This is a genomic window from Arthrobacter sp. Y3223151 (assembly GCF_059091125.1).
Window position 1 is genome coordinate 160309 of record NZ_JBNHGI010000002.1, and the last position, 24195, is coordinate 184503.

A 24195-nucleotide genomic window follows, 5' to 3' on the forward strand; every position below is an offset into this window, starting at 1 on the left:
TCCGCGCCGATCCCTGCCGATGCCCCCTGCCGCCGGGACTGCGCCAGCGGTAACCTCGGAGGAGGAGGTACCGCCATGGCAGCCGAACTCCACACCGATGTGCTGATTGTCGGCGCAGGTCCCACCGGCCTGATGCTCGCCAACTGGCTGGCCAAGCTGGGCGTCGACCACATCATCGCGGACGGCAAGTCGGGCCCCACGAGGGAATCCCGGGCCCTCGGGGTGCAGTCGCGCAGCCTGGAAATCTACGACCAACTGGGCGTCGCCGACACCGTCATGGCCGAAGGTGTCCTCGCCGAAGCGGTGGTCATCGGCTTCGGCACGAAGCCGCGCGGCAGGGTCCCGCTGGGCCGGATGGGCCGCGGGATCACCCCGTTCCCGGGCATCATGTTCTACGAACAAAGCAAGAACGAGGAGTTGCTGCTCAAGAACCTGCACGCACTCGGCGGCGAGGTGCTGTGGGAGAGCCGACTGGGCGCCCTGGACATCGCGGACGGCAGCCACCCGGACCACCCCGTCGGGGCGCAGCTGACGGGCCCAGGGGGCGAGGCGTCTGTCCGCGCCCGCTACTGCGTGGGCACCGACGGTGCGTCGTCCACCGTGCGGACCAGCCGGGGCATCGGCTTCGAAGGCTCCACCAGTCCGCACACCTTCTTTGTCAATGACGCCACCGAGGTCCGCGGCCTGTTCGGCGACGTGGTCAATATCCGCGCGGGCGTGGAGCAGTTCCTGCTGGCGTTTCCCATGAGCGGTCCCGGCCACCTTCGGCTGATCGGCGTGGTCCGCGACCCGGAGGGCGGCGCGCAGGGGCGGGCCAACGACGGCGGAGCGGACGTCTCCGAGGAGCCCCTCCGGAAGCGCTTGGCCCAGGAGTTCGGCGTCAGCTACGGCGCCTCGAACTGGTTCTCCACCTACCGCGTGCATCACCGGATCGCGGCCCGGTTCCGCGACGGCCCGGTCTTCCTCGCCGGGGACGCGGCACATGTCCATTCCCCCGTGGGCGCCCAGGGCATGAACACCGGCCTGCAGGACGCCCACAACCTGGCCTTCAAGTTCGCCGATGTCCTCGCCGGCCGGGCCGCGGACTCCTATCTGGACCGTTACGAGGCCGAACGGCGGCCGGTCGCGGTGCGGCTGCTGCAAAGCACGGACCGGGTGTTCGCGTTCATCACGTCGACGGCGCCCTGGGCACTGGCCGCCCGGAGGTCGGTGCTGCCGTTCCTCATCCCCGTGGTGGCGCGGGTGGTGCCGCGGTCATCCGGTGCCTCCCGGTTGTTTGGCTATATATCGCAGACCCGGATCCATTACTGGATGGCCCCGGGTGCCAAGGAAGCGGCGCGCGGCCGGCGGGGCCGTGTCGTGGGACGGCGGCTGCCGTATACCGGCGGCAACTTCGACGTCCTGCGCAGCCTTCAGTGGCAGGTGCACTCGTACGGCGACCCGGGCGCCGTCGTCGTCAATCATGTGGAGGCAGCGCTGGGGCTGACGATGCACGTGCTGCCGGGCAACGGGAACAAGAAGCTCGATCCGGAACAGCTGTACCTGGTGCGGCCCGACGGGTTCGTGGCGGCGCAGTCCCTGCCCAGCCATGCCGTGGCCACGTTCACCCAGGCACTGCGGCGGGGACGCCGTTCCGCCAAGGTGTGAGCCAACGCCTGCTCCGCGCCCATCCGGGGCCGGACACGTTCGAAAGGAAAGCCGATGGTGCTGTATCTCTCGAAGTTCAGCTACACCCCGGAGACCTGGGCCAGGATGATCAACAACCCGGAGGACCGAGGGAAGGCGGCCAAGGCCTACATCGAATCCGTCGGCGGGAAACTGCACGGCTTCTGGTACGCCTTCGGCATGCACGACGGTTACAGCGTGTGGGAGGCCCCGAACAACGTCTCCATGGCCGCCGTCGCCCTGGCCATCAGCGGAGGCGGTGCGCTGAGCTCCTTCGAAACAACCGTGCTGCTGACCATCGACGAGACCATCGACGCCCTGCGCATGGCCGGCGAAGTCCGTTACCGGGCTCCCGGCGTCACGGGGTCCGGCTGACGTCCACGCCCTTGGGCACCACCATCATGGGGCAGAAGCCATGGTGCAGCACCGCCTGGCTGACCGAGCCCAGCAACAGGCCGGGGAATCCGCCGTGGCCGCGCGTACCCACGACCATCAGCTGGGCCGTGCGGGTGGCGTGGATCAGGACTTCCGCGGGCCTGGCCAGATAGAAGTTCCAGCTCGCATCCAGGTCCGGGTAGCGGCCGCGGACCTCCCGCAGCGGGCCGTCCAGCTCCGCTGCGACCTCCTCGCGGAACCGGTGCGCACCCTCGGCGCGGTCCAGCCAGACCGAATCGCGGTAGAAGGGCGCCCGGGACGAAAGCATCCGCAGCGGGACGGCACGCCGGCTGGCCATCTCGGCCGCCGCCCACAGGGCGGGATTCGCACTGCCCGACTGGTCGACGCCGACCACCACCTGCCCGGCGTAGCTGAACTTTTCGGAGGCGTCCGGCGGATGCAGCCCCCGGTCCGCCCCCTCCCGCGGCGACGGCAGCAGCCAGGGCACCGGTCCGCCGGGCAGTTCGGCGGCGGCATCCTGCGAAAGCTCGGCGGCCGTCGCACCCGGTTTCCAGCGCTGCGGCACCACCACCGTGGGGCAGGCGCCGTGCGCCGCCAGGCCCGAGGAGACACTGCCCAACAGCCGTCCCGCAAAGCCCCCGCGGCCGCGCTTGCCCACCACGGCCAGTCCGGCGGAAGCGGATTCGTCCACCAATACTTCGCTCGGATCCCCGGCCATCACGTGCCCTTCGGCCTGAAGTCCCAGCGCTCCGGCGCGGTCCAGCGCCGCCTGCAGCACGCCTTCCCCGCCGCGCCGGGCGGAGGCCAGATATTGGTGGTCCACCTCCGGATCGTCCACGCCCGCGGTTGAAACGACGGTGACCAGCCGCACCGGCCATCCGCGGGACTGGGCCTCGAACAACCCCCAGTCCAGCGCGCGGGCGCTGGTCTCCGAGCCGTCGAATCCCACCAGGACGACCTCTTCCATGCCTCCACCCTAGGGGACGGCCGCGCGGCTGAGTAGGGGCAGCGGGTTCCGGCGACGCCCCGGGCGGGAGGCCGGGGCGCCGGCGTCCGACGGCGGCCGGGCGGCGGCCAGAAGGGAGGCCAGAGGGCGGGCGGGCGACGGCGACCGGCCGGGAGTCCGGGAGGCGGCCCCCTCAAGAAACCGTTGCCGTGGGCTGAACACAGGTTTAGACTACTGAACATGCGTTCAGCAGCGCCGCCCCGGGGCGACGCACCCAGTGATCTCACCGCCCGCGCCCGGGTCCGGGACACCGCCGTCGTATTGTTTGGCAGTCGGGGTTTCCGGGTGGGCGTCCGCGCCATTGCGGAGGCGGCGGGGGTTAGCCCGGCGCTGATCCTGCACCATTTCGGTTCCAAAGACGGCCTGCGGACGGCATGTGACGAGTACGTGTTGGCCAAAATCGGCGCGTACAAGCAACAGGCAGTCGAACCCGGCTCGCCCACGGAACTGCTGGCGGCCATGGCTGAGCTGGAGGAAACGGCGCCGCTGGTCGGCTACGCCTTGCGGAGCCTGCAGTCCGGCGGCGAGCTGGCCCAGTCCTTCATCGAGCACTTCGCCGCCGACGCCGAGGCCTGGTTGGCCCACGGCGTCGCCGCCGGCACCATCCACCCGTCCGTCGACGAGAAGGCGCGCGCCTTCTATCTGACCATCCAGGGATTCGGGGCGATGCTGCTGGACCTGACGCTTCACCCGCCGGAGGATCCCACCGATTTTTCCGGCATCATGCGCGGCTACCTGGACCGGCACGGCCTGGCCAACGTGGAACTCTACACGCAGGGCTTGATGACCAACCGCGACCTGCTCGACGCCTACCTGTTGTATGTGACAGACCCGCCCGGTTCCTGACCCGCCGCGTTTGAGTCCCGTCCGCGCCCCGCGCACCCGTGTTCCTTCCATAGTCCGCCCGAAGCAGATGGTTTCCATGTCTGAAGTGATCGACCTGAACCAAGTGGACAAGGCCTTCGGCTCCGTCCGCGCCCTGGACAAGCTCAACCTGGTGCTGGAACCCGGCGAGGTCCACGGCTTCCTCGGCCCCAACGGCGCCGGCAAGTCCACCACCATCCGCATCATTCTCGGCCTGTTGAAGGCCGATGCCGGAACCGTGCGGCTCTTCGGCGAGAACCCGTGGACCCGTGCGGTGCCCTTGCACCGCCGGCTGGCCTACGTTCCCGGTGACGTCAGCCTCTGGCCCAAGCTGACCGGCGGCGAGGCGATCGACCTGTTTGCCAGCCTCCGCGGCGGGATCGACCGCAGGCTCAAGGCCGAACTGTTGGAACGGTTCCACCTGGATCCCACCAAGAAGACACGCTCCTATTCCAAGGGCAACCGGCAGAAGGTCGCGCTCGTCGCCGCCTTGGCCAGCGACGTCGAGCTTCTGGTGTTGGACGAGCCAACGTCCGGACTGGACCCGCTGATGGAACTGGAATTCCAGCAGTGCATCCGCGAGTCCAGGCACGCCGGCAAGACCGTGCTGCTCTCCAGCCACATCCTGGCCGAGGTGGAAGCCTTGTGCGACAAGGTCACCATCATCCGGGCCGGCCGCGCTGTCCAAACCGGTTCGCTCGCGGAACTGAGGCACCTGCGGCGCACCGCCGTCGTCGTGGTGGCCGACGGCGATGCCACCGCGGTGGGCAGCCTCACCGGCGTGCATGACCTCCGGCGGGACAACGGGCGCGTGCACTTCACCGTTGACGAAGCCGCACTGCCGGCCGCGTTGGCGGCCCTGCTCCCGCTGGGTGTCCGCAGCCTGACCAGCACGCCGCCGACCCTGGAGGAACTGTTCGTCCACCAGTACGGCCCCGACGGGCGGGCTGCAGCCGAAAGCGGCAGGTCATGAGCACGTCGACCGCGGCGCCGTGGGTCTCCCGTGCGCACAGCCCACGGAATCAGGCGCTGGCCGGGACCGGCCGGCTGCTCCGCCTGGCGCTGCGGGTGGACCGGGTGCGGATCCCGGTCTGGGCTCTGGCCATCGGCGGGTTCATCAGCTACTTCGCGCTGGTGCTGCCCCAGGTTTACGGCGACCAGGCGGCATGGCAGAGCCGGGCGGCGATCATGCAGGACCCGTCCGGCGCCCTGCTGGCCGGCCCGGGGTACGGCCTGGAGAACTACGGCCTGGGCCCGATGCTGGCCAACGAAGTGCTGGGGATGCTGGCGGTGGCCACCGCGCTGATGTCCATCTTCTCGGTAGTCCGGCACACCCGGGCCAATGAAGAAGCCGGGCGTGCCGAGCTCATCCTGGCCGGGCCCGTGGGACGACGCGCACCGCTGACCGCCGCGCTGGCGGTCATGCTGCTCACCAACCTGGCGGTGGCAGCGGCCCTGTTCGCCGCACTGGTGGCCAACGGTCTCGCGGCACTCGATTCCCTGTCGATGGCGGCCGGAGCGGCGCTGGTCGGGATCGTCTTCGGCGCGGTAGCGGCGCTGAGCGCGCAGCTGAGCGAACATGCGCGGACAGCCAGCGGCATGGCCGGGGCGCTGCTGGGGCTGGCGTACATCCTCCGCGGCATCGGCGATGCCCAGGCGCTGGGCGGCACCGCGTTGTCGTGGCTCTCCCCCATCGGTTGGGCCCAGCAGGTGCGGGCCTATGTCGAGCTGCGCTGGTGGCCCCTGCTGCTGTGCCTGGCGCTCGCGGCGCTGCTGGTGCCGGCGGCGTATCTGCTGCAGGCCCGGCGCGACCTGGCCGCTGGGCTGGTGCCCGCCCGCCGGGGCCGCGCCAATGCCACGCCGCTGCTGGTGCGGCTGCCGGGGCTGTTCCTCCGGTTGGAGCGCGGCAGCATTCTCAGTTGGTCGCTCGGCCTGTTCGTCTTCGCCGTTCTGACCGGGTCCCTGGCCCAGGCGGTGGTGGACAGTTACGAGTCACAGCCGCAGCTGGCCGCGGTGCTGGGCCTGGACGACAGCTCCGACTTCCTCCGGACGGCCCTGGCCGCGTTCCTGAAGTATTTCGCCATGGCCGTGGCCGTGTTCGCCGTGATCTCCATGGGCAGGCTCGGCAAGGAAGAAGCCGACGGCCGGACGGGGGCCGTGCTCGCGGCCTCGGTGGGGAGGGCGCACTGGGTCCTGTCCGCGCTGCTGGTCACCGCGCTGGCCTCGGCGCTGATGCTCGTGGTCTCCGGGTTGGGCCTGGCCTTGGGGGCGCTCTCGGTGGTCGGCGACGGCTCGGTGATCGCGGAATTCGCTCCCGCCGGGCTGGCCTTCCTGCCCTTGATCCTCTGTTTCGCCGGTGCCGGCACCCTCGCCTACGGGCTGCGCAGCGGTACCTGGTGGGTCTGGATCCTGCTGATCGCTGCGCTGCTGGTGGGCATGTACGGGGCGGTGCTCAACCTGCCGGAGGCGGTGCTGGACGCCGAGCCGTTCGGGCTGGTCCCGCGCGTACCGGCCGCGGATCTGGACGTGCTGCCGCTGGCCTGGATGTCGGCGGTCGCGTTGCTGCTCATCGGCGGCGGCACGCTAACGTTCCGGCGCCGGGACCTGGAGGCCTGACGGCGCTCGGAGGAGCGGCCGAGGAGCTGCCGCGAACCCAGTGCGGCTACGCCCTGCCGTCCTGGTAGACGTCCGGAATGCCGTCGTTGTCCGCGTCGACCCGTTCTTCGGCCTGGATGCGCCGGTAATGCCGGTTGCGGACGCGCAGCACCACCGTTGCCAGCAGCGCGGCCAGCAGGGATGCCGCGAGAATGGCCACCTTGGCGTGGTCATTGGCCGGCGTGCCCAGTCCGAAGCTCAGCTCGGCCACCAGCAGGGAGACGGTGAAGCCGATGCCGGCCAGCATGGCGATGCCCAACAGGTCGACCCACTTCATCGACGTGTCCAGCTCCGCCCGGGTCAGCTTGCTCATCAGCCAGGTGGTGCCGACGATGCCGATCGGCTTGCCGAGCACCAGGCCGGCGATGATGCCGACCGCCACCGGATCGCCGAGGGCGGAGGCAAATCCATCAATTCCGCCCACGGCAACGCCGGCGGAGAAGAACGCGAAGACCGGGACCGCGAAGCCGGCGGACACGGGCCGGAGCCGGTGTTCGAAGATCTCGGCGAGCCCCGGGCCCGCTTCCGGTCCGCCGCTGGCCTTGCTGCGCAACACCGGGACGGTGAAGCCGAGCACCACGCCGGCGATGGTGGCGTGGATGCCGGAGGCATGGACCAGGGCCCAGGCCACGATGCCGATGGGCAGCAGGACCGCCCACAAAGCCGCATGATGCTTCCCGAAGAAGCTGCGGAACTTCTGGGCCAGGAAGGTGTAGAGCGCGATGGGGACCAGGGCCAGCAGCAGTGCCGGGACCTGAATCTCACTCGTGTAGACGAACGCAATGATGGCGATGGCGATGAGGTCGTCCACCACGGCCAGCGTCAGCAGGAAAATCCGCAGCGCGCTGGGCAGGTGCGATCCAATGACGGCCAGGACCGCTACCGCGAACGCGATGTCCGTCGCCGTCGGGATGGCCCAGCCGCGGATGGTTTCGGGGCTGCCCCAGTTGATGGCTGCGTAGATGACGGCGGGAACGACCACTCCGCCAACGGCTGCCGCGACCGGCACCATGGCCTGGCGCGGGTTGCTGAGGTCCCCCGCGACGAATTCACGTTTGAGCTCCAGCCCGACCAGGAAGAAGAACACCGCCAGCAGCCCGTCGGCGGCCCACGCCCCCAGGCTCAGCTCCAGGTGCCAGGGCTCGTAGCCGACGGTGAAGTCGCGCAGGGCGAAGTAGCTGTCTGCCGCGGGCGAGTTGGCCCAGATCAGGGCGACGACGGCTGCGGCCACCAGCAGGGCCCCGCCGACGGTTTCCCTCCGCAGGATTTCGCCGATTCGCAGCGCTTCGGCATAACTTCCGCGTCCCAAAACCTTGGGTTTGGCGGATGATTCGGGGGTCTTGGCGGCCATGGCGGGTCCTCAAAGCGTCGACAACAGAACTGCCGACCAGACTTCCCGGCGCACCGGGTTCCACCCTACCCGCGCAAGCGGCGAGCACCAAAGCCGGGCCGCGAGCGCCACGGCCGGCCCGGCTAGCCCCCGGCCAGGACCATCGCCAACAACCCGACGACGGCGGAGAGCACGCCGACGGCGGTAAGGATTTTGCCCAGCAGCAAGACGATGCGGCCCGGCCGCTCCGGCTCGGAGACCTGCCAGCGGTCCGGCCGCCGCGCGTCGTAGAAGACCAGCACGTCCGACCCGGCGGCTACATCGGAGCCCGTTCCGGTCGGGAAGACGCCCTCCAGGAAACCGTGCCGGGTGTCGAACCAGCGCACCCCGCGGCGCCGGCCGTCGTCGAAGGCGACGCCGTCGGCGCGGTGCCACCGGGTTCCGGCCAGGCGGAGCACCGCGGCCACGAAGAGCAACAGCAGCCCCGGGACCAGGGCAGCCCACGTCAGCACCTCGGACACCAGTCCGATCGACGCGGCAAGATCCGGCATGCTCAGATCGTATGACACCTGGGGCATGCGGCGGGGAAAATGCTGCTGAACGTTGCACGGCCAGGAGCGCCAAGACAACGGGGCGGAGCCGGCAGGCGACGAACACGTGGCCCGGCAGACGGCAGGGCCCCTGCCAGGGTGGCCGTGCCACACCCTATTTTTTTGCCGGCCGGGCAGGTCCTGACGCAGCGTGAGGGCCAAACTGCATGTACCGTCAAAGGAGTGGCCTGCCGCGGACGATCCGCGCAGCCCTCATTTCGTTGGCGGTAGCGTCTGTAACGCCCGCCCGCCCACGCCTACCATGGGTGACAGCAGCCCCTACTCGGGTTGGCGCCACTATGTTTCCGGAGGTTTTTTGTGACCAGCATGCCTGCAGTGCAGGACGCGTTTTACGCCGAGCCCGAACCCGACCGCGCGCCGGAGTCGAGGGTCGAGATCGCCTCGCCCGCCGCCGTCGTACGCCTCACGGAGCGCCCCGATGTGGTCATGGTCAAGGGCGGCTACGCACTGGTCAACACCACCCTGACGCCGCACCAGGCCATGGTGGAGGACCTGCTGTTTGTCCGCAGGGCGCTGGACGGGGCGCAGATTCCCTACCTGCTGGTGCGCGGCAACGATGCCCGCCCGGTGGTGGCGGTGAACTGGGAGAAGCGCGACGAGCTGCGCGCGGCGCTGGTGGCCGCCTGCGCCGATGAGCCGTTCTACTCGCTGACCATGGACGCGAAGAAGAAGACGGCGCGGCTGGTGGCCGACGGGGAGCTCGCCGAGGGCGACCAGGCACGCGCCTTCCGGCTGTACCGCCCGCGGATCGAGCCGACCGGCGGGCTGCGGTACGGCCAGGGCACGGGTGTCCAGGTGGAGCTGTGGCGCTGGGACAACGGGCTGATCCACCTGCCGATCGAAAACTCGCTGACGCGCCGCACGCTGCCGGCCGCGGAGGCGGTGCGCGGCGAAGTGGAACGCTACGGGCACCGCTGGCCCACCATCGAAAACATGTTCGCCGACCACGCCACGGACATCGACTTCGAGATCGACATCGTCTTCTCCTGGGTGGACGGGAACAATCAGGAGTACCGCCGCTACCGGAACAGTTTCATGGAGCACGCCGTGGTGGGTGAGGGCGACGACGCCGAGGCGCGCTTCCGCCAGATCGACGAACTGCGGTACGCGCTGCGCTCGGTCTACATGTTCGCCCCCTGGATCCGGCGCATCTTCATCTGCACGGATTCGCCGCTGCCGGCGTGGCTGGACGCCGAGCACCCGGACATCCGCGTGGTGCGCAGCGAGCAGCATTTCCGCGACCCGTCCGTGCTGCCGGTGTTCAACTCGCAGGCGATCGAGGCGCAGCTGCAGCACATCGACGGCCTGGGCGAGCACTTCCTGTACTCGAATGACGACATGTTCTTCGGCCGGCCGGTGGGTCCGGACATGTTCTTCTCCCCCGGCGGCATCACCAAGTTCGTGGAGGCAGACACCCGGATCGGGCTCGGAGACAACCATCTGGACCGGTCCGGTTTCGAGAATGCCGCCCGGGTGAACCGCAGGCTGCTGCACGACCGCTTCGGCAGGATCACCACCCGGCACCTGGAGCACTGTGCCGCGCCGCTGCGCAAATCCGTGTTGCTGGAGATGGAGGAAGAGTTCGCCGAGGAGTTCAAGACGACGGCGGCGAGCCGCTTCCGGGCCAAAGACAACATCTCGGTGACCAACTCGCTCTACCACTACTACGCGCTGCTGACCGGCCGCGCGGTGACCAATCCCGGCGCCAAGGTCAAGTACGTGGACACCACCATGTATGCGGGCCTGAAGCAGCTGGAAAAGCTGCTGCAGAAGCGCAACCGGGACTTCTTCTGCCTCAACGACGGCAGCTTCCCGGAGGTCCCCGCCGAGGAGCGCCAGCGGGTGGTCACGGACTTTTTGGCCCGCTACTTCCCGCTCCGTGCGCCGTGGGAGAAACCGCCGGCGGCGTAGTTTTCCGGGCTAGTGGTGTGCCGGCATCCGGCCGGGGCTCACGGCGTCGGGGATGACGACGGCGGCGGCCTCGAGCAGCTGCCGGGTCTGCTCCGCGCTGACCTGGCGGCCCACGGGCAGGCCGCCGCGCGCCGGAACCACCGAATGGACCACGGTTTCCTCGTAGACATGGATCATGTTGTAAGCCTGCGCGGCGTCGCGGCCGCGGGTGCTGCCCGCGTCGGCGGCCAGATCCTGGGTATAGCAGGTGGCAGAGGCGACGGACACCGGGATCCCGGCCACGGTGCCCGAGGTGGAATAGTGCAGGTGTCCGGCGATGATCGACTTCACGTCACTGCCCCGCAGCACCTCGGCCAGTTCGGCCTGGCCGCGCAGTTCCACCAGCACGGACAGGTCCTGCACGCTCGGCAGCGGCGGGTGGTGCATGGCCAGGATGGTCCCGTGCGGTGCGGGTTTGGCCAACTCGTCGGCCAGCCACTGCAACTGCTCGTCCTCCAGCCGGCCGTAGTGTGCCCCCGGCACAGTTGAATCCAGGGTCATCACACGCAGTCCGTTGACGTCGTATACCCGGTCCAGCGGCTCGGAGCCGCCGGGTTCGTCCAAGAGCATGGTCTTCAGCCCGGCACGGTCGTCGTGGTTGCCCATCGCCCAGATCACCTGGGCTCCCAGCCGGACGGCCGCCGGTTCCACGATCCGGCGGAGCCTGCCGTAGGCCTCCGGTTCGCCCTTGTCGGCCAGATCGCCGGTAAACACCAGGGCTTCGGGGCGGGATCCGGAGTCTTCCAGATCCTCGAAGATCTGCTCCAGCCGGGCTTCGCTGTCCACCGCCCCGTAGAGCCGGCCGTCGCCGCCCACCAAGTGGGTGTCGCTGATGTGAAGTAAGAAATGGTTCGGCCGTGGATGCTCGGCCTGACGGAAGTCCATCATCTACCTTCTGTTGTTCGCCGGACGCCTGCTGTCCAGTCCACTACAAACCATCCAAACAGAAAAAAGCTGAACTGTGGATTAATTCGGCGCGGCAGTTACGTATATTGCGGCTAAGTTTTCTCCACGACGCCGAAATGGGCGGCGAACAGCGGGGCGAGTTCGCCGATCTGAATGGGGGTCATGGCCGCCCCGCGCAGGCCTTCCAGTCCGGCCAGTTCCCGGATGTCCAGGCCGCGCAGGTCGACGTGCGCCAGCTTCGCCCCGGTCAGGTCGAGCCTGCGGACCCGGCTGTCTTCAAACGCCACCCGGCGCCCGGTCGCGCCGCCCAGATCGAGCTCGTCCACGATGCAGCCGGCAAACCGCATGTCCTGAAGTTCGGCTCCACGCAGGTTCACATACCCCAGTTTGCAGTTGCGGAATTCCACCGACTCCCACTCGGATTCGTAGACCTCGGCGGACCCAAGGCGTGAGCCGTCGATCACCACCCGGCGGAAGCGCGAGCGCGGCGCACTGAACTCCGGTGCATTCAGCCGCTCGAATGTTACGTCCACGAAGCCGGCAGAACGCAGGTCCGCCCCGTCCGCGGAAACATCCAGGAATTCGCACTCCGTGAAGGAGGCGCCGGCCAGCCGCCGGCCGCCCAGTTCCGCACCGGCAAACCGCTTCCCGGCTACGCGGGCCTCGGGAACCAACGCCGATGCCTGCCCGGGAGAGAGTTCCCCCATGTCCGGGGCGTCGAGGCGCGGAGTGAAGTCGTCGGGTTTAGCCATCTACGGAGCATAGCCACAGTTCAGGACACGGGCCGCCGGCCACTAAGGCGTTTCACACCGATTCGGGACGGTTCTCCCCGCTGTGTGCGAACAACCGGTGCACATTCGCCCGGGACGGTGTTCCATGGGCAGCATGCATCTACTCGTCCTGGGCGGTACGGCCTGGTTGGGACAGGAAACCGCTGCCGCGGCCCTGCGCCGCGGCCACCGGGTCACCTGCCTGGCCCGTGGAACATCGGGCTCCGCTCCGGCCGGCGCCCGGCTGGTGCGCGCGGACCGGGATGCCCCGGACGGCTTGGACACGGTCGCGGCCGAGCACTGGGACGCCGTACTGGATGTCTCCCGCCAGCCCGGCCAGGTGCGCCGTGCCGCGGCCGCGCTGGCCGGCACGGCGGAGCACTTTGTTTTCGTGTCCTCCTGCAGCGTCTACGCCGACCACCACACCCCGGGCGCCGACGAAACGTACCCGTTGCTGCCGCCCCTGGCCTCGGACGTGATGACGTCTCCGGACGTCTACGGCGAGGCGAAGGTCGCCTGCGAGCAGGCAGTGCAACGCGCCTTTGGCCCCGACCGCAGCCTGATCGTCCGCCCGGGCCTCATCGCCGGTCCCGGCGACACCACCGACCGCACCGGCTACTGGCCCCTGCGCTTCGCCCGGCCCGTGGCCGACGACGGTGCCGTCCTGGTCCCCGACGCGCCCGGGTTGGACGCCCAGGTCATCGACGTCCGGGACCTCGCCGACTGGCTCATCGCCGCGGCCGAACAGCGACTGGCCGGCGAGTTCAACGCGGTGGGCGACGCCATTCCGTTGGCCGCACACCTGGACGTTGCGCGCCGGGTCGCGGACCATACCGGTCCGGTCCGGTCCCTGGGCCAAGAGGAACTGGCAGCGGCCGGCATCAACCCCTGGGCCGGCGAGCGGTCCTTGCCGCTCTGGCTTCCGCTGCCGGATTTCGCCGGCTTCTCCTCCCGCAGCAACGCCGCCGCCAAGGCAGCCGGCTTGGCCTTGCGCCCGCTGCGGGACACGTTGGCCGACACGTTGGCGTGGGAGTTGGCGGTCGGCGCCGACCGTCCGCGCAAAGCCGGCCTGGCCCCGGACGACGAGCGCCGGCTGCTGGCCATCGCGCACGCGGGGTCCTGAGGATCCGGCCATGGAGCCCCGCCAACGTTTCGTTCCTCTCGCCAATGGACTCCGTTTGGCCTATGCCGAGGCCGGCTCCCCCGGCGGCACTCCGGTCCTGCTGGTTCCCGGCTACGGGGACTCCTGGCGGTTTTGGGCCCCGCTCTTCGAGCGGTTACCGGCGTCGCTCCGGCTGATAGCGCTCAGCCCCCGCGGCCACGGCGATTCGGACAAGCCCGCGACAGGTTACCGGCTGCACGATTTCAGCAACGACCTCGGCGACTTCCTGGATGCCCTGGCCATCGCACGGGCCGTGATCGCCGGTCACTCCAGCGGCGGTTATGTCGCGCGGCGTTTCGCCGTCGACCGGCCCGAACGGGTCCGGGCTCTCATGCTCATCGGCTCGCCGCTGAGCCTGCACCAGCGCCGGCCGCCCTTTGCCCCGGCCATCGAGGCGTTCCGCGATCCCATCGACCCCGCCGACGTCCGCGCCTTCGTGGAGTCCTTCACCCTGCTGGGTGACCCCGGCCCGGCTGTCCGAGAGGCGGTGCTGGCGGACGCGCTCAAAATCCCCGCCCGCGTCTGGCAGCAGACGCTGGCTGGCCTCGCCGAAGCCACGCCGCCGCCACCGGAGGCCGTCAAGGCCCCGACCCTCGTGGTGTGGGGCGACGACGACGACCTGCTCGACCCTGCCGAGCAGAATGTGCTGGCCGATGCGATCCCTTCCGCCCGGCGCAACCACTACCCCCGGGCCGGGCACACGGTCCTCTGGGACGCCCCGGACCGCGTCGCCGGGGACTTGCTGACCCTCGTCGCGGGCGGCGGGAGAAATCCTTGAGGCGTCCGGGACACAGTTGTAGCGTGGCAGGCAGCAGGCCTACCGCACCGCTGCCCAAGGAGGCACGCCGTGACCATTCCACCGCCGCCGGAGCCGGCACACGATCCGAACGAGCCGGGACCCAGGCACCCGTTCCCGCCGGAGCCGAATCCGGATCCCTTCGCGCCGCCCACGCCCGAACGGCCCGAGCCGAGTCCGGATCCCTACGCGCCGCCCGCGCCCGAACGGCCCGAGCCGCCCCCGGACCCGGGGCCCCAGCCGCTTCCGCCGCAACCGCAGCCCGGCCCGTTCCCCGATCCGGGGCCCATCCTGCCGCCGAGAAGACCCTGACCTTCTGCCGGTTCGCGCCGGCAACGTCCCGCAACGCAGCCGGTGTGCGCATCCGGCCCCCCTAGAATGAACGCGTGACCGCTACCCTTCCGCGCGCATGAGTTCGCGCCTGCACAGCCTCGTCATCGAGACGCTTGGCAAGCGCATCGTCTCCGGCGAGCTGGCGGCCGGCGCCACCGCGCATGCCGAGCAGTTCGAGGCCGAGCTCGGCGTTTCCCGTTCCGTGCTGCGCGAGGCGGTGCGCGTGCTGCAGTCGCTGGGGCTGGTGGAGTCCGTCAAGCGCATCGGCATCCGCGTGCTGCCGCCGGAGCAGTGGAACAAGTTCGACCCCTCGGTGATCCGCTGGCGCCTGGCCGGGGACGGCAAGGGCGTGCAGTTGCGCTCGCTGACCGAGCTGCGCTCCGCCGTCGAACCGGCCGCCGCCGAGCTGGCCGCGCAGCATGCGCCGCAGGACACAGCGGCGGAGCTCATGGCCGTCGCGGCGAAGATGCGGGCGGTGGGACGGGCCGGCGACCTGCAGCAGTTCCTGGAGCTGGACATCCACTACCACACGCTGGTGCTGGCGGCCTCCGGCAACGAGATGTTCGCGCAGATGCACTCGATGATCGCCGAGGTGCTGCGTGGCCGCACCGATTACGGGCTGATGCCGGCGCACCCGCACGAAGAAGCGCTGCAACTGCACGTCGACGTCGCGGACGCCATCCAGTCGGGCCACCCGGAAGCGGCCCGGGCGGCCATGGACCAGATCATGCGGCGGACCGTGGAGGAAGTGCGCAGCGTCTGGGAGTCCGAGCCCCGGCTGTTCGAAGCCCCCGGCGCCTAGGCCTGCCATGCCCGCATCGACTGTTCAGCAGGCGCCCTTCCCGTGTGAGAGAAGGGGCGCCTGCCGAATAGTAGATCCCGGGGGCGCCGCCGCCCGTCGGCTACTCCACGTCGCTGAAGCGCAGCAGCACCTTGCCGCTCTGCGACGAGTCCCGCGCCATGCCGAACGCCTCCAGGGCGTCGGCCGCGGCGTATTCGTGCGTGGTCACCGGGTCCGCGTAGAGGGAGCCGTCGGCCAGCGCCGCAATCACTTCATCGATCTCGTCGTTGAAGCGGAAGGAACCCACCAGCTCCAGCTCCCGGGTGATCGCCAGCGAGATCAGCGCCGGCTGCTCGCCCGAGGGCAGCAGCCCCACCATCACCACGCGGCCGCCGCGGGCCGCACCGCGCACGGCCGACGCCAGGCCGTGATGGTTGCCGGACGACTCGAGGCAGATGTCTGCCTCGACCCCGGCGATCGCCTCGGCATCGGTCGCCAGCAGCGTGCGGCCGGCACCGACTTCCCGGGCGATGTCCAGTGGCTTCTCGTGCATGTCGACGGCGACGATCTCGCCAGCGCCGGCCCGCTTCAGCACCGCGATGATCAGGGCGCCGATCGGGCCGCAGCCGATGACCAGCACCCGCTTGCCGGCCACGTCTCCGGCCCGCGCGACGGCATGCCAGGCCACACTGGCCGGCTCCACCAGGGCGGCCCGCCGCAGCGGCAGCTTGGCGGGCAGTTCCCGCAGCATCCGCGTCGGCAGGTTTACGTAGCGGGCGAACGCGCCTTCGGTGTGCGGGAAACGTGCGGCGCTGCCCAGGTAGGTGCAGCCCGGCGAGAGGTTCGGGCGGTCCTCCGGGTACCTGGATCCGTCACCCGGTCCGGGCGTCGCCGGATGCACGGCGACGGCGGTGCCGGCGGCCGGTCCGCTGCCATCGGCGGCCGCCGCCGCCACGGTACCCACCACTTCGTGGCCCAGCAGCATCGGCGCTTTCAGGATGGATTCGCCGGCGGCGCCGTGCTGCCAGTAGTGCAGGTCCGACCCGCAGATGCCGCCGTAGGCAATCTCGACCACGGCTTCGTCGGGCCCGGCCGGCGCCAGCTCGACCGGTTCGACGCGCAGGTCACCGGCCGCGTGGGCCACGACGCCGAGGGACTGTGTTGGGAGGGAAGTCATGGAAACTGCCTTTCGATGGTGCTGGAAAACTACGACGGGTCGGGGTCAGACGACGGTGGTCATGCCGCCGTCGATAAACACCACCTGGCCGTTCACGAAATTGGAGGCGTCGGAGGCCAGCCAGAGGGCAGGTCCCACGATGTCCTCCACCGTGCCCCAGCGGTGCGCCGGGGTCCGGCCGAGGATCCACGTGTTGAACGCCTCGTCGTCCACCAGCTTCTGCGTCATCTCGGTATGGATGTAGCCCGGCGCGATTGCGTTGATCTGCAGCCCCAGGCTGGCCCACTCGGCGGTCATCGCCCGGGTCAGGTTGCGGATGCCGCCCTTGGACGCCGTGTAGGGGGCGATGGTCGGACGGGCCAGGTCGGTCTGGACGGACGCGATGTTGATGATTTTCCCGGCGCCGCGTTCAATCATGTGCCGCGCGGCCTCGCGCCCCACCAGGAACGCGCTCGTCAGGTTGGTCCGCAGCACGCGCTCCCAGTCGTCCACGTCCAGGTCCAGCATCGGCACCCGGTGCTGGACGCCGGCATTGTTGACCAGCACCCACAGGGGGCCCACTTCGCGCTCGACCCAGGCCACGCCGTCGGCCGCCGCTTGGGCGTCGGTGACGTCGAAGGCCCGGGCAAAAATACGGTCTTCGCCGAACTCCGCGGCCAGCTCCGCGCGGGTGCCTTCCAGCCGTTCCTCGTCCAGCCCGTTGAGCACCACGACGGCGCCCGCGGCGGCGAGCCCGCGGGCGATCGCCTTGCCGATCCCGCGGCTGGAGCCCGTCACCAGCGCCACCCGGGAGGAAATGTCGAACAGGTTCACAGTCATTTACTCTCCAAATGCGGACGGGACGGCCGCAGCCGCCCCGTCCATGTTGTCCAAGGGTGTACTAGAAGTTCGTGGCGATCAGGTAGATGGCCAGTGCCAGGACAAAGCCGACGACGCCCACCAGTGCCTGGCCCACGGTCCAGGTCTTCAGCGTGGTCTTAGTGTCCATCTGGAAGAACCTGCTGACCAGCCAGAAGCCCGAGTCGTTCACGTGGCCGGCGAACACCGAGCCGGCGGCCAGCGCCAGCACGATGGCGGCCAGTTCCACCGGGTTGAACTCCGGGTTGCCCATCACGACCGGCTGGACCAGCGCGGCCGCGGTGGTTAGCGCGACCGTCGCGGAGCCCTGGGCCACACGCACGACGGCGGCGATCACGAAGCCGGCCACGATGATCGGCAGGCCGATCGCGTCCAGAGACTCCGCGATCGCGTTGCCGATGCCGCTCGAGCGCAGCACGCCGCCGAACATACCGCCGGCGCCGGTGATCAGGATGATCGAGCACACCGGGCCCAGTGCACTGTCCACCACGGTCTCGACGAGGCTGTGCTTCTTGCCCTGGCGGTGGCCCAGCAGCCACATGGCCAGGAGCACGGTGATCAGCAGCGCGATCGGGGTCTCACCGAGCGTGCGCAGGACCTGCACCCAGGTGTCGTCCAGCGAGACAACCTCGGCGGTAGCGAGCATGTTCAGGCCGGTGTTGAGGAAGATCAGCAGCAGCGGCAGAAGCAGCAGGAAGAAGATGGTGCCCAGCTTCGGGGAGGAGCGGAATTCGTTCTCCACCGAACCCTTCGGGGCATCGAGGATGTCCGGCACAGCGATGTTGAACCGGCGGCCCAGGAAGTGGCCAAACAGGTAGCCCACCAGGTACCAGGTCGGGATCGCAATGACCAGGCCAAGAATCAGAACGAGTCCGACGTCGGCGCCCAGCAGGCCGGTGGCGGCCACGGGACCCGGGTGCGGCGGCACGAAGATGTGCATGACGGAGAAGGCGGTGGCTGCGGGGAACGCATAGGTCAGCAGCGATCCGCCCAGGCGTCGTGCCACGGTGAAAATGATCGGCAGCATGACGACGAGGCCGGCGTCGAAGAAGATCGGGAAACCGAACAGCAGCGATGCCACGGAGAGCGCCAGCGGCGCACGCTTTTCGCCGAACTTGTTGATCAACGCCTGCGTCATGACGTCCGCGCCGCCGGAGACCTCCAGCATGCGGCCGAGCATGGCGCCCAGGCCGACCAGCAGGGCCACGCTGGCCAAGGTTCCGCCGAAGCCGCCCAGCAGCGTCGGCATAATGTCTGCGGCCGGAATGCCGGTCGCCACTGCGGTGAGCAGGCTGACAATAATCAGCGACAGGAAGGCGTGCACGCGGAACCGCATGATCAGCACCAGCAGCAGCGCGATGGCTGCTACGGCGACAAGCAGGAGGCCCGCCGTGCCCAACGTCCAGTTGAGCTCGAGTTCGGTCATCATTGTCCTTCGTTGTATCGGACGGTCGCCCGACGGGTTATCGGATCAACCGTTTCAATTGTTGGCTCAGTTGCTTCCCGCCCGCCGGCGCTAGCTCCCCGCCGGGCCGGCCGGGTCCTGCAGGTAGTGCTCCACCAGCACCGCAATCCGCTCGGGGGAATCGGTGACGGAGACCTCAAGGCCCGCCTCGTCGTCGCCGAGCGGTTCCAGCGTCTGGAACTGCGAATCCAGCAGTGTCGGGGGCATGTATTCGTGGTCGCGCCCGCTGATCCGCTCGGCAATCAGTTCCTGGCTGCCGGTGAGGTGAACGAACCGGGTCTGCGGCGCGAAGGAGCGGATCAGGTCGCGGTAGCTGCGCTTCAGCGCCGAGCATGCGACGACGGCGGTGGTTCCCTCCGCCAGTTTCTCTGCCATGACCTGGCCGATGGCGCTCAGCCAGGGGTGGCGGTCGGCGTCAGTCAACGGCTGGCCGGAGGCCATCTTTTCCTTGTTCGCCGCACTGTGCAGGTCATCGCCGTCGATGAACTCAAGGCCGAGGTGCCGGGCGACCGTGCTGCCCACCGTGGATTTTCCGCATCCTTGGACGCCCATGACCACCAGCGGGGGATATTGCAGAGACATGGGCAGAACTCCTCAGACGCATCATTACATCTGATTTGGTGACCAATCTCTCGTCAATAAATCAGATTTATCCGGATCAAAGTACCACCGGCGGAGATGCTCCGGCAAAACCGCAGCGTTCCGCCGAGGGCGTCGGTAACGAATCGGCCTTCGCTTGGCCCCGGCCCATACCCCCGGCGGGCATCCCGAGGCTACATTTGTCTTATACGGTGTCCGGCGCGGCACCGGCTGCGGCGCCGCGGAGCCCGAGGAGGTCGGAATGTCTCTATCGGATGACGAACGGCAGCGCCTGGACAGGCTGGGGCAGCAACTGGAGAACGACGACCCCCGTCTGGCCCGTTCTCTGTCTGCCCGTGGCGTGCTGGTCTTCGGCCACGTTGTCGGTGCGGCGACCCTGCTCGCCCTGGCCGGCGCGCTTCTGCTGTTCATCGGCATAGCGGGGAATGCGCTGGTTCTGGCCATGCTGGGCCTCATCTGCCTGGCCGCGGGCGCCATCCGCGGCTGCGCCGATTTCGTGGCCCGCCACCGGCACGGGTGAGAACGGCCCCAGCAGTCACCTCCAGACTAGGAACAGGCACTGCCGCGCGGGAACGGACCGCGGTACCGGGCGGATCTGCCGCGCGGATAACGGACCGCGGTACCGGGCGGATCTGCCGCGCGGATAACGGACCGCGGTACCGGGCGGATCTGCCGCGCGGATATGCCGTCAGCGCCCTGCCGGCGTTCTGCTGACGTTGCACACCCCGTCCGCACAATGCGAACCACGTCACTTTCGTTACCTCGCCATGTCACAGGGACGGTGTCATAACACACCCCATCATGTACTTTTGCTCAAGCGCGTTCATCGGGAACCGTGCACCCGCACGAGAAGAATGCCGCGGACGAGTTCGATTCAAAGGTGAAAGAGGTCTCCTGTGACACAGGATCAAATGGAAGCGGTCGCAGTCGCAGCGCAGCAGCAGCAGTCGGTCCGCAAATCGGCAGGGCACATCATTGTCGATTCATTGATGGCGCACGGCGTCGAACGAACGTACGTGGTTCCCGGCGAGAGCTACCTGGAAGTGTTGGACGGACTCCACAATTCCAGCATCGACACCATCGTCTGCCGCCACGAAGGCGGGGCGGCCTACATGGCCGAGACGGACGGAAAGATGAACCAGCGTCCGGGCATCGCCATGGTCACCCGCGGACCCGGCGCGGCTAACGCACACGTCGGCCTCCACACCGCCTGGCAGGACGCAACGCCCATGGTGCTGTTCGTTGGCCTGATCCCCTTCGAGCACCGTGACCGCGAAGCATTCCAGGAATTCGACATCAAATCCTGGTTCGACACCGGCGCCAAGCGGGTCATGGTGCTGGACCACCCCGAGCGGGCCTCCGAAATCGTCGCCGAGGCCATGTTTGCCGCCATGAGTGGGCGGCCGGGACCCGTCGTCGTCGGTCTTCCCGAAGATGTCATCCGCGAAGAAGTAGACGCCACGCTGCACCCTGTCATTCCTGTGGCGCAGGGCGGCATGACGGTCACGGACTGGAAGGCGCTCAAGGCTGCGCTGAAGGAAGCCGAGAAGCCGCTGTTCGTCGTCGGCGGCAATGACTGGACCCAGGAAGGGTCCAGCGCGCTCACGACATGGCTCGAGGAGCACAACATCGCGGCGGCGGTCGAATGGCGCTGCGAGGGCACCATTCCCTTCGACTCCCCCTCCTACGTAGGCCCGATCGGCTACGGCCGGCCGAAGCCCACCTACGACCTGCTCGAGGAAACCGACCTGCTGGTCTTCGTCGGCACCGTCCCGGGCGATGTCATCACCGACGGCTTCCTGGTCCGGCAGGATTGGTCCAAGAAGAACTTCCTGGTCACCATCGACCCGTCGCTGCGGGGCCGCTCCGGCCCCGTCTCCTACCAGATCGTGGCCAAGCCTGACGTCTTTGTCCGCGACCTGGTCATGATGGACCTGCCGGTGAAGGACGAGTGGAAACACTTCACCCAGCGCATGCGCGGCGAGCAGGTCAAGTTCGCCGCCCTGCCGCCGGCCGAGCCCGGCGACGGGCCGGCCCGGATGGACACCATGATGGCGAACCTGGTCGCGGGCCTGCCGCGCGACGCCATGGTCACCCTCGGCGCCGGCGAGCACACCAACTGGGCGCACCGCTACTTCCCCACCCACGACTATGCCTCCATGCTGTCGGCCCGCAACGGTTCCATGGGTTACTCCGTCCCCTCTGCCATCGCCGCCTCGCTGGCCCACCCGGGACGGCGCGTGGTGACCATCGCCGGCGACGGCGAGTTCCTCATGAACGGGCAGGAACTGGCGACCGCCGCCCAGTACGGGGCTACCCCGCTGGTCATCGTCATGGACAACCAGGAATACGGCACCATCCGCACCCACCAGGAACGCTGGTACCCGGAGCGGATCTCCGGCACCCAGCTGAAGAATCCCGACTTCGCCCTGATGGCCCAGGCCTTCGGCGGCTTCGGGGTGAAGGTGGAGAAGGACGCCGATGTGCCCGCCGCCCTCGAAGCTGCCCTCAAGGCCATCGACGAGGACAAGACCTTCGCCCTGATCCACTTGGTGGTCGAACAGCGGGTCAAGGCCTACTGACACCCGTCAGCTGGTCGAAGGCCGGTGGCCGGGGCGTCATGCCCCGGCCACCGGTGTTTCTCGGGAAAAATCACGAAAGCGTAACCTTTCACCCTCCTCCTTCGATTAGTCAGGTGTAAGGGCGCGCCGCGCTAGCAGTACCGCGGCCGTGCCGAGCAACCTTTTGAGGAGATCCATGTCGAATAGTTTCCGCACCCTGAGCCTGCCCGCCAAGGGAGCCGCCCTGGCCGCCGTCATCGCCGTGGGAGGCGCCGGAGCCGCCGTGGCAGCACCCGCCCTGACCGCCGTCGGCGGCTCGGAGACCGCGGTCACCACCCCGGCAGTCCCGGCCACCCCGGCTGTCCCCGCCAGCGAGGGTGAGATCGCAGTCCCGGCCATCCCGGCCTCCCCCGCCGTGCCGGAAGTCCGTTCCGCAGCCGCAGGCGACGCCGAGGCCGACGTCACCGCCGGCGTAGACGGAGCAGAGGCTGACGCGGCGCTGGGCGCAGAGGCCGAGGCCGGCACCGAGGAGAACGGCGCCGCCGCCGAGCTGCGTTCGGGTGCCGCCGTGGCTCCGGCAGTCCCGGCAACCCCGGCCGTCCCGGGTGCCGACGGCTTGCCTGCCACCCCGGCCGTGCCCGCCGTCCCTGCCGTTCCGGAGCTGCCGGTAACCGCGAACGCCAAGGCCCAGGCCGCGATCGATGCCCGCACGGAAGCCGCGGAAACCCGCGCCGAACTCCGTGGCGCCGCTTCGGTCACGGTAGAAGCCGGACAGTAATTCCCGTGGTACCGGGTGCGGCGCCTACACTGGGGGCGCCGCACCCGTCGCCCGCTGTCTGAAAGAACGTCGACTTGCCCCCATCACTTCCCGACGACATCGTGTTCGCGGCGCAGTCCGGAGATGCAGCTGCCTTCAGCGAGATCTACGCCGCGCTGGCACCCGGGCTCAATGGTTACCTCAAGGTGCGCGGTTTGGATGACCACGAAGGCGCCGTGCAGGAAGTATTCCTCGCCCTCTTTTCCCGGATCCGGTCGGTGACCGGCGGCTTCCAGGGGCTGCGGACGCTGGCGTTCTCCATCGCTCACGCCCGCTACGTCGACGATGTCCGGCGGCGGGCCCGGCAGCCGGTGCTGTCGCCCTACGACCCGGATGCCGACGCCCGCGCGGTGGACTCCGCCGAAACAACTGTCCTGGAGACGCTCAGCGAGAGCGATGTGGGACGCCAGCTCAAGGAGCTGAAGCCGGAGCAGCAGGAAGTGCTGATGCTGCGCGTGGTCGCCGACCTGTCGATCGAACAGGTTGCCGAAATCATGGGCCGGAGCGCCGGCTCCATCAAACAATTGCAGCGGCGTGCCCTGCTTAAACTCAAATCCGTTCTGGAAAGGAAGGAGGCCCTGGTATGAACAGCGCTGAAATGTCCGACGACGACGCCGTCCGCCAGCTGCTGGACGAATCGGGGCTGGCTCCTTCTGCCCCGCTGGAATCTTCCTTGCTGGCCCTCCGGGCCGCCGGGGAAACCCCCATCCCGGCCCCCTCACCCGAGGTGCTGGCTTACCTGACGCCGGCTGCCGGCGCAGCGGCCGCGGGCGCCCAGGTCGTGCCGCTGCGGCGACGCCGCACGGTGCGCGGCGCCCTTGTCCTCACGGCCGCGGTGGCCGCCACCGGGCTGGGAGTGTCCGGCGTCGCGGCCGCCAACCCCGACTTCCGGGCAGCCGCGGACCAGGCCGTACGGCACGTCGTGGGCTTCCTCGCCCCATCCGGCACCGGCCAGGAAGCTCCCCGGGACCACTCCGCGCCCGGAGCCCCCGCCCACGTCCCGGCCGTAACGGGCGAAATCACGATTGAGGAAGGCGGCTCCGGCTCGGCCGACACCGGCACCGATTCCCCGGCCGCTCCCGCTGCCCCGGCACATCCTGCTGCCCCCGCGCCGCAGCCCGGGCACCAGGCGGAGCGGGCCCCTGGTCCCGATGATGCTGCCGGGCAGGATGCCAAGCGTCCGCCGGGCAAGCCGTCCCGGGACGTGCTCCCCGCGGTGCCGCCGCTGGAGGGCGGACTGCCTTATCCGTCCCTGGGCCAGCGCGACGGCAATCCCGGCAAGGGCGCCCCGCGGGAGAAGCAGGACGTGCCCGTCCCCGCTACCGGCCACCTTCCCACGCTGCCGCCCCTCCCGTCACCGGAGCGCTGACCGGCCGCCTTCGTTGGCCGCCGCCACCCCGCCACCCGGCCCCGGGAATGACGACGGCGATGCCCGCGGCGAAAAGGGATCCTCCGCAGCGGGCTCTTTCCGCAGGCGGACGATAGTGGCAGA

The 24195-nt window shown here is 69.2% G+C and carries 23 protein-coding genes; 14 read left to right on the forward strand and 9 right to left on the reverse strand.

What is annotated here, in order from left to right; translation table 11 throughout:
- Positions 1-75 precede the first annotated feature (75 nt).
- Both AC5RUP_RS04515 and AC5RUP_RS04520 read left to right on the forward strand, forming a co-directional pair.
- Positions 76-1647, forward strand: coding sequence for an FAD-dependent monooxygenase (locus AC5RUP_RS04515; RefSeq protein WP_494154508.1), 1572 nt, complete (start codon positions 76-78; stop codon positions 1645-1647).
- A 54-nt stretch (positions 1648-1701) separates the two neighbouring features.
- A complete protein-coding gene (locus AC5RUP_RS04520) occupies positions 1702-2040 on the forward strand; it encodes a GYD domain-containing protein (protein WP_494069552.1) in 339 nt (112 codons plus the stop codon).
- Here AC5RUP_RS04520 and AC5RUP_RS04525 read toward each other — a convergent pair.
- Complete coding sequence (locus AC5RUP_RS04525; RefSeq protein ID WP_494158309.1) at positions 2024-3028, reverse strand: universal stress protein; 1005 nt, start codon at positions 3026-3028, stop codon at positions 2024-2026. The two genes, AC5RUP_RS04520 and AC5RUP_RS04525, sit on opposite strands and share 17 nt — an antisense overlap.
- A 219-nt stretch (positions 3029-3247) precedes the next feature.
- Between AC5RUP_RS04525 and AC5RUP_RS04530 the strand changes: the two genes are divergently transcribed.
- The 3 genes from AC5RUP_RS04530 (at position 3248) to AC5RUP_RS04540 (ending at position 6547) form a co-directional block, all read left to right on the forward strand.
- Complete coding sequence (locus AC5RUP_RS04530; RefSeq protein WP_494154971.1) at positions 3248-3913, forward strand: TetR/AcrR family transcriptional regulator; 666 nt, start codon at positions 3248-3250, stop codon at positions 3911-3913.
- Positions 3914-3989: 76 nt separating this feature from the next.
- Positions 3990-4904: an ABC transporter ATP-binding protein gene (locus AC5RUP_RS04535; RefSeq protein ID WP_494154972.1), complete on the forward strand. Its 915-nt coding sequence runs from the start codon at positions 3990-3992 to the stop codon at positions 4902-4904.
- On the forward strand, positions 4901-6547 hold the full coding sequence (locus tag AC5RUP_RS04540; protein ID WP_494158310.1) for an ABC transporter permease: 1647 nt from the start codon (positions 4901-4903) through the stop codon (positions 6545-6547). The genes AC5RUP_RS04535 and AC5RUP_RS04540 overlap by 4 nt, the downstream gene beginning before the upstream one ends.
- A 46-nt stretch (positions 6548-6593) precedes the next feature.
- On the opposite strand, the gene nhaA is transcribed toward AC5RUP_RS04540, so the two are convergent.
- Together nhaA and AC5RUP_RS04550 are read right to left on the reverse strand one after the other, a co-directional pair.
- Positions 6594-7937, reverse strand: coding sequence for a Na+/H+ antiporter NhaA (gene nhaA / locus AC5RUP_RS04545; protein WP_494133527.1), 1344 nt, complete (start codon positions 7935-7937; stop codon positions 6594-6596).
- A gap of 122 nt (positions 7938-8059) precedes the next feature.
- On the reverse strand, positions 8060-8467 hold the full coding sequence (locus AC5RUP_RS04550; protein ID WP_494069558.1) for a sortase: 408 nt from the start codon (positions 8465-8467) through the stop codon (positions 8060-8062).
- Between the two features lie 366 nt (positions 8468-8833).
- Here AC5RUP_RS04550 and AC5RUP_RS04555 point away from each other — a divergent pair, with 366 nt between their 5' ends.
- A complete protein-coding gene (locus AC5RUP_RS04555; protein ID WP_494154404.1) occupies positions 8834-10438 on the forward strand; it encodes a stealth conserved region 3 domain-containing protein in 1605 nt (534 codons plus the stop codon).
- A gap of 9 nt (positions 10439-10447) precedes the next feature.
- Here AC5RUP_RS04555 and AC5RUP_RS04560 read toward each other — a convergent pair whose 3' ends face one another.
- Together AC5RUP_RS04560 and AC5RUP_RS04565 are read right to left on the reverse strand one after the other, a co-directional pair.
- Complete coding sequence (locus tag AC5RUP_RS04560) at positions 10448-11362, reverse strand: phosphodiesterase (protein WP_494133720.1); 915 nt, start codon at positions 11360-11362, stop codon at positions 10448-10450.
- 113 nt (positions 11363-11475) lie between these two features.
- Positions 11476-12135 carry a pentapeptide repeat-containing protein gene (locus tag AC5RUP_RS04565; protein ID WP_494154402.1) on the reverse strand — a complete coding sequence of 220 codons (660 nt, stop codon included), beginning with the start codon at positions 12133-12135 and terminating at the stop codon, positions 11476-11478.
- 133 nt (positions 12136-12268) lie between these two features.
- On the opposite strand from AC5RUP_RS04565, the gene AC5RUP_RS04570 reads away from it, so the two are divergent.
- From AC5RUP_RS04570 to AC5RUP_RS04580, 3 genes are all read left to right on the forward strand, one after another.
- Positions 12269-13276 carry an NAD-dependent epimerase/dehydratase family protein gene (locus AC5RUP_RS04570; RefSeq protein WP_494158311.1) on the forward strand — a complete coding sequence of 336 codons (1008 nt, stop codon included), beginning with the start codon at positions 12269-12271 and terminating at the stop codon, positions 13274-13276.
- A 55-nt stretch (positions 13277-13331) separates the two neighbouring features.
- Positions 13332-14093: an alpha/beta fold hydrolase gene (locus AC5RUP_RS04575; RefSeq protein WP_494158312.1), complete on the forward strand. Its 762-nt coding sequence runs from the start codon at positions 13332-13334 to the stop codon at positions 14091-14093.
- Positions 14094-14520: 427 nt separating this feature from the next.
- Positions 14521-15246, forward strand: a complete 726-nt coding sequence (locus AC5RUP_RS04580) for a FadR/GntR family transcriptional regulator (protein ID WP_494158313.1) — start codon at positions 14521-14523, stop codon at positions 15244-15246.
- 100 nt (positions 15247-15346) lie between these two features.
- Here the strand turns inward: AC5RUP_RS04580 and AC5RUP_RS04585 are convergent, their stop codons facing one another.
- The 4 genes from AC5RUP_RS04585 to AC5RUP_RS04600 all read right to left on the reverse strand — a co-directional run bounded on the left by AC5RUP_RS04585 (position 15347) and on the right by AC5RUP_RS04600 (position 19307).
- Positions 15347-16402: an L-idonate 5-dehydrogenase gene (locus AC5RUP_RS04585; RefSeq protein WP_494158314.1), complete on the reverse strand. Its 1056-nt coding sequence runs from the start codon at positions 16400-16402 to the stop codon at positions 15347-15349.
- A gap of 45 nt (positions 16403-16447) precedes the next feature.
- On the reverse strand, positions 16448-17221 hold the full coding sequence (locus AC5RUP_RS04590) for an SDR family oxidoreductase (protein ID WP_494154488.1): 774 nt from the start codon (positions 17219-17221) through the stop codon (positions 16448-16450).
- Positions 17222-17282: 61 nt separating this feature from the next.
- On the reverse strand, positions 17283-18689 hold the full coding sequence (locus tag AC5RUP_RS04595; protein ID WP_494154487.1) for a GntP family permease: 1407 nt from the start codon (positions 18687-18689) through the stop codon (positions 17283-17285).
- 87 nt (positions 18690-18776) lie between these two features.
- Positions 18777-19307, reverse strand: coding sequence for a gluconokinase (locus AC5RUP_RS04600; protein ID WP_494154486.1), 531 nt, complete (start codon positions 19305-19307; stop codon positions 18777-18779).
- A 259-nt stretch (positions 19308-19566) separates the two neighbouring features.
- On the opposite strand from AC5RUP_RS04600, the gene AC5RUP_RS04605 reads away from it, so the two are divergent.
- The 5 genes from AC5RUP_RS04605 to AC5RUP_RS04625 all read left to right on the forward strand — a co-directional run bounded on the left by AC5RUP_RS04605 (position 19567) and on the right by AC5RUP_RS04625 (position 24072).
- Positions 19567-19845, forward strand: coding sequence for a DUF3040 domain-containing protein (locus AC5RUP_RS04605; protein WP_494154485.1), 279 nt, complete (start codon positions 19567-19569; stop codon positions 19843-19845).
- Between the two features lie 391 nt (positions 19846-20236).
- Positions 20237-21907, forward strand: coding sequence for a thiamine pyrophosphate-dependent enzyme (locus tag AC5RUP_RS04610; RefSeq protein WP_494154484.1), 1671 nt, complete (start codon positions 20237-20239; stop codon positions 21905-21907).
- Between the two features lie 175 nt (positions 21908-22082).
- Complete coding sequence (locus AC5RUP_RS04615; RefSeq protein WP_494158315.1) at positions 22083-22664, forward strand: hypothetical protein; 582 nt, start codon at positions 22083-22085, stop codon at positions 22662-22664.
- 74 nt (positions 22665-22738) lie between these two features.
- Positions 22739-23290 (forward strand): RNA polymerase sigma factor, encoded by a 552-nt coding sequence (locus tag AC5RUP_RS04620; RefSeq protein WP_494155295.1) that lies wholly within the window; start codon positions 22739-22741, stop codon positions 23288-23290.
- Positions 23287-24072, forward strand: a complete 786-nt coding sequence (locus AC5RUP_RS04625; protein WP_494133543.1) for a hypothetical protein — start codon at positions 23287-23289, stop codon at positions 24070-24072. Before AC5RUP_RS04620 ends, AC5RUP_RS04625 begins: the two co-directional genes overlap by 4 nt.
- The last annotated feature ends 123 nt before the right edge of the window (positions 24073-24195 follow it).

Coding starts and splice junctions, on each gene's coding strand:
- AC5RUP_RS04515 (WP_494154508.1), top strand. CDS start 76: ATGGCAGCCGAACTCCACACCGATGTGCTGATTGTCGGCGCAGGTCCC.
- AC5RUP_RS04520 (WP_494069552.1), top strand. CDS start 1,702: ATGGTGCTGTATCTCTCGAAGTTCAGCTACACCCCGGAGACCTGGGCC.
- AC5RUP_RS04525 (WP_494158309.1), bottom strand. CDS start 3,028: ATGGAAGAGGTCGTCCTGGTGGGATTCGACGGCTCGGAGACCAGCGCC.
- AC5RUP_RS04530 (WP_494154971.1), top strand. CDS start 3,248: ATGCGTTCAGCAGCGCCGCCCCGGGGCGACGCACCCAGTGATCTCACC.
- AC5RUP_RS04535 (WP_494154972.1), top strand. CDS start 3,990: ATGTCTGAAGTGATCGACCTGAACCAAGTGGACAAGGCCTTCGGCTCC.
- AC5RUP_RS04540 (WP_494158310.1), top strand. CDS start 4,901: ATGAGCACGTCGACCGCGGCGCCGTGGGTCTCCCGTGCGCACAGCCCA.
- nhaA (WP_494133527.1), bottom strand. CDS start 7,937: ATGGCCGCCAAGACCCCCGAATCATCCGCCAAACCCAAGGTTTTGGGA.
- AC5RUP_RS04550 (WP_494069558.1), bottom strand. CDS start 8,467: ATGCCGGATCTTGCCGCGTCGATCGGACTGGTGTCCGAGGTGCTGACG.
- AC5RUP_RS04555 (WP_494154404.1), top strand. CDS start 8,834: ATGCCTGCAGTGCAGGACGCGTTTTACGCCGAGCCCGAACCCGACCGC.
- AC5RUP_RS04560 (WP_494133720.1), bottom strand. CDS start 11,362: ATGGACTTCCGTCAGGCCGAGCATCCACGGCCGAACCATTTCTTACTT.
- AC5RUP_RS04565 (WP_494154402.1), bottom strand. CDS start 12,135: ATGGCTAAACCCGACGACTTCACTCCGCGCCTCGACGCCCCGGACATG.
- AC5RUP_RS04570 (WP_494158311.1), top strand. CDS start 12,269: ATGCATCTACTCGTCCTGGGCGGTACGGCCTGGTTGGGACAGGAAACC.
- AC5RUP_RS04580 (WP_494158313.1), top strand. CDS start 14,521: ATGAGTTCGCGCCTGCACAGCCTCGTCATCGAGACGCTTGGCAAGCGC.
- AC5RUP_RS04585 (WP_494158314.1), bottom strand. CDS start 16,402: ATGACTTCCCTCCCAACACAGTCCCTCGGCGTCGTGGCCCACGCGGCC.
- AC5RUP_RS04590 (WP_494154488.1), bottom strand. CDS start 17,221: ATGACTGTGAACCTGTTCGACATTTCCTCCCGGGTGGCGCTGGTGACG.
- AC5RUP_RS04595 (WP_494154487.1), bottom strand. CDS start 18,689: ATGATGACCGAACTCGAGCTCAACTGGACGTTGGGCACGGCGGGCCTC.
- AC5RUP_RS04600 (WP_494154486.1), bottom strand. CDS start 19,307: ATGTCTCTGCAATATCCCCCGCTGGTGGTCATGGGCGTCCAAGGATGC.
- AC5RUP_RS04605 (WP_494154485.1), top strand. CDS start 19,567: ATGTCTCTATCGGATGACGAACGGCAGCGCCTGGACAGGCTGGGGCAG.
- AC5RUP_RS04610 (WP_494154484.1), top strand. CDS start 20,237: ATGGAAGCGGTCGCAGTCGCAGCGCAGCAGCAGCAGTCGGTCCGCAAA.
- AC5RUP_RS04615 (WP_494158315.1), top strand. CDS start 22,083: ATGTCGAATAGTTTCCGCACCCTGAGCCTGCCCGCCAAGGGAGCCGCC.
- AC5RUP_RS04625 (WP_494133543.1), top strand. CDS start 23,287: ATGAACAGCGCTGAAATGTCCGACGACGACGCCGTCCGCCAGCTGCTG.